The organism is Cyanobium sp. BA20m-14, from assembly GCF_024346295.1.
Genome location: NZ_JAGQCR010000211.1, coordinates 1 through 5,495, shown reverse-complemented (window position 1 = coordinate 5,495; position 5,495 = coordinate 1). Strand labels below are relative to the sequence as shown.

Sequence of the window (5,495 nt, the reverse complement as noted above, 5' to 3'; positions counted from 1 at the left end):
CTTCGCGAAAATCGAGAAGGACACCGACCGCGACTACTTCCTCAGCGCCGCCGAAGCCAAGGAATACGGCCTGATCGACCGGGTGATAGCCCACCCCGGCGAGGCCTGAAGGGCGCAGGCCTACCGCTGCCCCCCTCTTCGCTGACCGCCTAGTCGCTGACCCCAACCATGGCCACCACCCTCTCCGAGGCTGCCGATCTGTTCTACGCAGCTGGCAACCAGTTGCTTGCAGGCGATTGCGCCCCATTTGCGCAGATCTGGTCTGAGGCTGACGACATCAGCCACCTCGGCCCCACCGGCAATCTCTGTACAGGACGCAAGGCGGTGTTTGAACAGTTCACCAGGGAGTCTGGGATGGGCTTCGATGGCACCCTGGTGGCAGACGATCGTCGCTTTGTTGAAAGCTCTGATATGGGCTACATGGTGTGCATGGAGCGCACCAGCGGCATGACCCAGGCCGGTGAGGCGCTCCGGATCGACATCCGCGCTACCACGATCTTCCGCAAGGAGTCTGGCCACTGGCGTGTGGTGCATCACCACACCGATCGCTTCTAGGGCCCAGGCCTGGACATTCAGCCCTTGCCGGTGGCGGCCAGTAGGAGTGAGGCGGTATCAAGCCCGATCGGCAGCCCGGATGGATCCAGCAAGCCCAGCTGGACCAGTAGTCCGGCCTGGTCCCAATAGATGTGCTCGTAGGCCACCTTGCCTTCGCGCACGCCCACGATCACCACCAGGGCCATCTCGACGCGCCGGCCGGTGGGGGCTACGCCCGGAAGCAGATGGCCGATCGCTTTGGTGTGGGTGAAGCGGATCACCAGCTCATCCACCAGCCGCTCGCCATCCACCGTGCGTGAAATCGAGATGAACTCCACGTCGGGGGGAAAGAACTGGCCGATCAGCTGGGTGGCGTAGAACTCACGCACCCCTTCGGCGCCCTGGCCCCCGGTGCCGGAGGCCAGGTTGATCAGATGGGGGTTCGCCACCATCGTGGCCATGGTGGCGTCAAGATCGCCGTTGAGCTCGGCCTGCATGTGGGCCTCAAACAGGGCGGCGGCCGTTGTCGAAGTGGTGGCTTGGTCGACGGCCATGGCGTTTGGGGCAGAGAGCAGATCGTAGGGATGGCCTTGGCCCCTGTCAGCCGGAAGGGGCGCGCCGCAGGCGCTTGCGTAAGCTCAGCCCCTGCCCTGTCCAGACCCAAAGCCTCGATGGCCCAGCTCTATTACGACACCGACGCCGACCTCTCCCTGCTGAACGGCAAGACGGTGGCCATCATTGGCTACGGCTCCCAGGGCCACGCCCACGCCCTGAACCTCAAAGACAGCGGCGTCAACGTGGTGGTGGGTCTCTACGAGGGCAGCCGCTCGGCCGAGAAGGCCAAGGCCGATGGCCTCGAGGTACTGAGCGTGGCCGACGCCTGCGCCAAGGCCGACTGGATCATGGTGCTGCTGCCCGATGAGTTCCAGAAGGCGGTCTACGACAAGGAGATCGCACCCCATCTCAGCGCCGGCAAGGTGCTGAGCTTCGCCCACGGCTTCAACATCCGCTTCGAGCTGATCAAGCCCCCGGCCGATGTGGATGTGGTGATGATCGCCCCCAAGGGTCCCGGCCACACCGTGCGCTGGGAGTATCAAAACGGCATGGGCGTGCCGGCCCTATTCGCCATCCAACAAGACGCCAGCGGCCACGCCCGCGAGCTGGCTATGGCCTACGCCAAGGGCATCGGCGGCACCAGAGCCGGCATCTTGGAGACCAACTTCAAGGAAGAGACCGAAACCGACCTCTTCGGTGAGCAGGCCGTGCTGTGCGGCGGTCTTTCCGAGCTGGTCAAGGCCGGCTTTGAGACCCTGGTGGAAGCCGGCTATCAGCCCGAGCTGGCCTACTTCGAGTGCCTGCACGAGGTGAAGCTGATCGTCGATCTGATGGTGAAGGGCGGCTTGACGGCCATGCGCGATTCGATCTCCAACACCGCCGAATACGGCGACTACGTGAGCGGCCCGCGCCTGATCACCGCCGAAACCAAGGCCGAGATGAGGCGCATCCTCGCCGACATCCAGGACGGCACCTTCGCCCGCAACTTCGTGGCCGAGTGTGACGCCGGCAAGCCGGAGATGACCAAAATCCGCGAGCGCGATGCGGCCCATCCGATTGAGCAGGTGGGCAAGGGCCTGCGCTCAATGTTCAGCTGGCTGAAGGCGGCCTGATCCAGCCCCTGCTGAGCAACCCCCTGCTGCTGGTCGCCCTCGCCTGCGGTCTCGATCGCCTGGTGGGGGACCCGCGCTGGTGCCCCCATCCGGTGGTGGTAATGGGCTGGTGGATCACCCTGCTGCGCCGCGGCGCTGAAGCCTGGGCGGGCACCAGAGCCTGGAAGTTGCGGCTGGCGGGGGGCTTAATCACGCTGGTACTGGTGGGCGGCAGCGGCCTGGCCGGCTGGGGCGTGGAGCAGCTGGCCCCTACGCCCCTGCTGGTGGTGGCCCTGGCCAGCGCCCTGGCCGGCGGCAGCCTCGAGCAGGCAGTATTGCAGGTGCTGAAAGCTCTCCCAGATTCCGTACAGACTGTACAGAAGCAGCCAGGCCAGGCCCTCCAGCCTGCCCGCCAGGCCCTGGCCTGGATAGTGGGCCGCGACACGGCCGATCTCGACGCCCCGGAGATCCTGCGGGCGGCCGCCGAAACCGCCAGCGAAAACGCGGTGGATGGCCTGTTTGCGCCGCTGTTCTGGATGCTGCTGGGGGCCGGAATCTGGAGCCTGAACCCCGCCCTGCCGGGCCCGCTGGCCCTGGCCTGGGGCTTCAAGGCGGCCAGCACGCTCGATTCGATGCTGGGCTACCGGCGCGGCAGGTTGCGCTGGCTGGGAACGGCCGGCGCCCGTCTCGACGACTTGCTGGTGTGGCTGCCCTGCCGCCTGGTGGCCCTGGGCCTGCCCCTGACGGCAGGGCAACCGGGGCACTGCTTCTCCCTGCTGGCCGCTGCCCTGAGGGACGGGGCCGCCGACCCTTCCCCCAATGCGGGGGTATCCCAGGCCGCCTATGCCCATGCTGCCGGGGTGCAACTGGGCGGCTGCAACCGCTATGGCGGCCAGCTCACCAGCAAACCCCTGCTGGCACAAGGGCTGCCCGCCCCCGATGGGGCCGCCGTGCGCCACATGCTCGAGCTGAGCAGGCGCCTGGAGCTGGTGTGGCTGGCTACGGCGGCCGTGCTGGCATTCATCACAAAAACTCTCAGCTGATTGCCCCGCCCCCAGCGCCTGCCGATGCTGCAGGCAGGTTGATGGGCCCATGGCAATTCGCGAGCTGTTGGAAGATGCCCTGCTGGAGCCGGAAATCGGCCAAACGCCCTGTTTCCGCTGGCATGCCACGCCGGTGGGGATAGCTGCCCTCTGGCAAGCGGGCGCTGCTCCCACCGCCCCGCCCTTTGATGACGCCCTCAAGGAAGGGCTGCAGGTGGGGCTGGACCTGAGCCGGGAAGAGCGGGAATTTCACCAGCTCAAAGCGGGGCTGGTGTTGCTTTTTCACAGCTGATTTTCACAGCTGATCAGCTGACTTCGGGAAGACCACGGCCCATTCATGCAGGCACCAGCTGACGCAACCCTCCTGAATCAGGGGATCGGTTTGCACTAGGGCTTCTGCTGCAGCCCAGTTGGGAGCAAAAAAGAGCAGCATGCCGCCGGCACCGTCACCGCTGCGACCCACCCGCTCAGCCCAGTAGCCGCTGCGGGGCTGATGACCCAAGCGCTCCAGCTCCGCCAGCCAGGCCAGATGGGCAGGGATCACCGCATCAAATTGCGCCTTACCCACCAGACCGGTCTCGAGCTTGACAAACCAGGGCATGACTAATGCTGGGGGCCTAACCAAAGTAGGTGCCGCTGGCCTCTGGGAGCACAGCACAGGTCGAGGATGGGGTGATCAAACACCCATCGGAAACCATGAGAGAGCAAGGACCTACAAAACTGTGGGGTAGGGCCCTGCTGCTCATATTCGCCTGGCAAGGGATAGGGATGGGTATGGGGATAGATGGGGCCCAGGCCCAGTGGTCGCCGAACTGCCAGCGAAACGGCAAGAGCGACTATTGCGCCATTACGCCGCTGGCGGGCGCAACAACTGAAAAGCAAGCTTTTGACATCCTCACCTTTGCAGACCACTCCGTATACGAACTACTCAGAAATGAGGTGTCCTGCAAAAAAGTTTCCGAACGCATACGCACCTGCAATGCAAAAATCATCACTCCTCCGGGCAATAGCAAAACGATTGCCGCTTACTACAGGGGCACTAGCTACGAAGGTGGATACAAGCATGAATACGTGGGCAAGGGCATTCACCTGACCTTTTTCTATCTAGATTGAAAACCCCTAGCCCAGAACGATTGTCTAAACAATTCCAAGAATGCTAATCTCAACCATCGCCAGCCACGCGCACCTCTGCGAATCGATCCGCCAAGATAGCCGCCCTGCCCTTTAGGTGGGCGAGCAGCTCCAGCAGGCGCAAATTCTTGACATAGGCTCGAGGCACAACCAGGGTGTCACCTGTTTCCAACGGAATATCGATAGGCAAAACGACGTGGGGAGCAGAGAAAAGGTGCATGGTGAAGGAATTGGCATAACCAACCCTTAAATCCTGCGTCATCATGCCCTCCCACTTATCGCTGCTGTAACGCCGGACTGGCAGGGGCAGATTCCAAAGACCCAACTCCTGCAGAATCTTCTGAACTTTAGGGAAAGCATTGTCGGGCAAAGCAACTGATGGGTAGCGCCTGACATCCTCGAGCGTTATGTGATCTCCCAAATACAGAAGCGGGTGGTCCACTGCCACAACAAGATGGCTTGGCAATCGAGTTAGGTGAAAGCAAGCCAACTCGGAGTCATCTTCGTCAGGCACGTCGGGGTAGCACCCAATCCAGGCATCAATCACGCCGTTGCGAAGCAGCCTCAACGGTGTGTGAATTTCCATGAAATCAAAATTGCCAGGAGTCCATCCATCAGGGATGGGATCGCAAAACAATGGCCCTGAGTAGTATTGGGCCTCTATTCTTAAGACCCTGCCATGAACCCAGCGATATCGCTGGTGCACCAATCGCTCAAGATTAAGAATAGTCTGATCGCCAAGCGTCTCCCATTCTCCATTTGGCTTGAAAAAACGAAGGTTCAGCAATCCAGCCACATGGTTAACACGTCTACTGATCGTTGACTGGGCAACGCCTAACCGGGCGGCGGCAACGGCACCCGAACGCAACCAAATCAAAGTGTCGAGACAGGCTAGTTCCTCGATCGAGACGACCACATTGCCTATCACAACCGAGTCATATTACACAGGATCGCGCAAACGAAGCTATGCAAAAAGCGCATAATGGCGGCCAGAACTATGCAGATCCCGCACAGCCCGAACTTGGTTCCGTATCGAAACTAACTGCTTGGCGAATCTTGTCAGCGGGAAAAGGTGCCCATCTCGTTCTCGCACGCCTCAACCAGGGAGATCAGCCCCTGCAACAAGCACCTCAGCCGTGGC

At 62.1% G+C, this 5,495-nt stretch carries 9 protein-coding genes; 6 read left to right on the top strand and 3 right to left on the bottom strand.

The genetic code is table 11. The features are described from left to right. Positions 1-109, top strand: a 109-nt coding sequence (locus KBZ07_RS15540; protein WP_254932456.1) for an ATP-dependent Clp protease proteolytic subunit, incomplete at its 5' end; no start/stop codon positions are given. A 59-nt stretch (positions 110-168) separates the two neighbouring features. Continuing rightward, positions 169-555, top strand: a complete 387-nt coding sequence (locus tag KBZ07_RS15535) for a nuclear transport factor 2 family protein (RefSeq protein WP_254932454.1) — start codon at positions 169-171, stop codon at positions 553-555. 17 nt (positions 556-572) lie between these two features. On the opposite strand, the gene KBZ07_RS15530 is transcribed toward KBZ07_RS15535, so the two are convergent. After that, positions 573-1,088 (bottom strand): ester cyclase, encoded by a 516-nt coding sequence (locus KBZ07_RS15530; protein ID WP_254932453.1) that lies wholly within the window; start codon positions 1,086-1,088, stop codon positions 573-575. Between the two features lie 117 nt (positions 1,089-1,205). Between KBZ07_RS15530 and ilvC the strand changes: the two genes are divergently transcribed. Genes ilvC through KBZ07_RS15515 form a run of 3 tightly spaced genes read left to right on the top strand, consistent with a single transcriptional unit; the run spans position 1,206 to position 3,515 of the window. Beyond that, positions 1,206-2,201 (top strand): ketol-acid reductoisomerase, encoded by a 996-nt coding sequence (ilvC, locus tag KBZ07_RS15525; protein ID WP_254932452.1) that lies wholly within the window; start codon positions 1,206-1,208, stop codon positions 2,199-2,201. Then, positions 2,198-3,223: an adenosylcobinamide-phosphate synthase CbiB gene (cbiB, locus tag KBZ07_RS15520; RefSeq protein ID WP_254932455.1), complete on the top strand. Its 1,026-nt coding sequence runs from the start codon at positions 2,198-2,200 to the stop codon at positions 3,221-3,223. The genes ilvC and cbiB overlap by 4 nt, the downstream gene beginning before the upstream one ends. A 49-nt stretch (positions 3,224-3,272) precedes the next feature. Next, the gene (locus KBZ07_RS15515; RefSeq protein ID WP_197148277.1) at positions 3,273-3,515 is read left to right on the top strand and encodes a hypothetical protein; all 243 of its coding nucleotides are present in this window, start codon (positions 3,273-3,275) and stop codon (positions 3,513-3,515) included. Between the two features lie 3 nt (positions 3,516-3,518). Here the strand turns inward: KBZ07_RS15515 and KBZ07_RS15510 are convergent, their stop codons facing one another. After that, positions 3,519-3,824: a YciI family protein gene (locus KBZ07_RS15510; RefSeq protein ID WP_254932451.1), complete on the bottom strand. Its 306-nt coding sequence runs from the start codon at positions 3,822-3,824 to the stop codon at positions 3,519-3,521. 29 nt (positions 3,825-3,853) lie between these two features. On the opposite strand from KBZ07_RS15510, the gene KBZ07_RS15505 reads away from it, so the two are divergent. Continuing rightward, positions 3,854-4,336: a hypothetical protein gene (locus KBZ07_RS15505; protein ID WP_254932450.1), complete on the top strand. Its 483-nt coding sequence runs from the start codon at positions 3,854-3,856 to the stop codon at positions 4,334-4,336. Positions 4,337-4,385: 49 nt separating this feature from the next. On the opposite strand, the gene KBZ07_RS16375 is transcribed toward KBZ07_RS15505, so the two are convergent. Further along, complete coding sequence (locus tag KBZ07_RS16375; protein ID WP_254932449.1) at positions 4,386-5,270, bottom strand: LysR substrate-binding domain-containing protein; 885 nt, start codon at positions 5,268-5,270, stop codon at positions 4,386-4,388. Between the last annotated feature and the right edge of the window lie 225 nt (positions 5,271-5,495).

Excerpts from the sequence above, each read along its gene's own strand:
- KBZ07_RS15515 (WP_197148277.1), top strand. The coding sequence starts at position 3,273 with ATGGCAATTCGCGAGCTGTTGGAAGATGCCCTGCTGGAGCCGGAAATC.
- KBZ07_RS15510 (WP_254932451.1), bottom strand. The coding sequence starts at position 3,824 with ATGCCCTGGTTTGTCAAGCTCGAGACCGGTCTGGTGGGTAAGGCGCAA.
- KBZ07_RS15535 (WP_254932454.1), top strand. The coding sequence starts at position 169 with ATGGCCACCACCCTCTCCGAGGCTGCCGATCTGTTCTACGCAGCTGGC.
- ilvC (WP_254932452.1), top strand. The coding sequence starts at position 1,206 with ATGGCCCAGCTCTATTACGACACCGACGCCGACCTCTCCCTGCTGAAC.
- KBZ07_RS15530 (WP_254932453.1), bottom strand. The coding sequence starts at position 1,088 with ATGGCCGTCGACCAAGCCACCACTTCGACAACGGCCGCCGCCCTGTTT.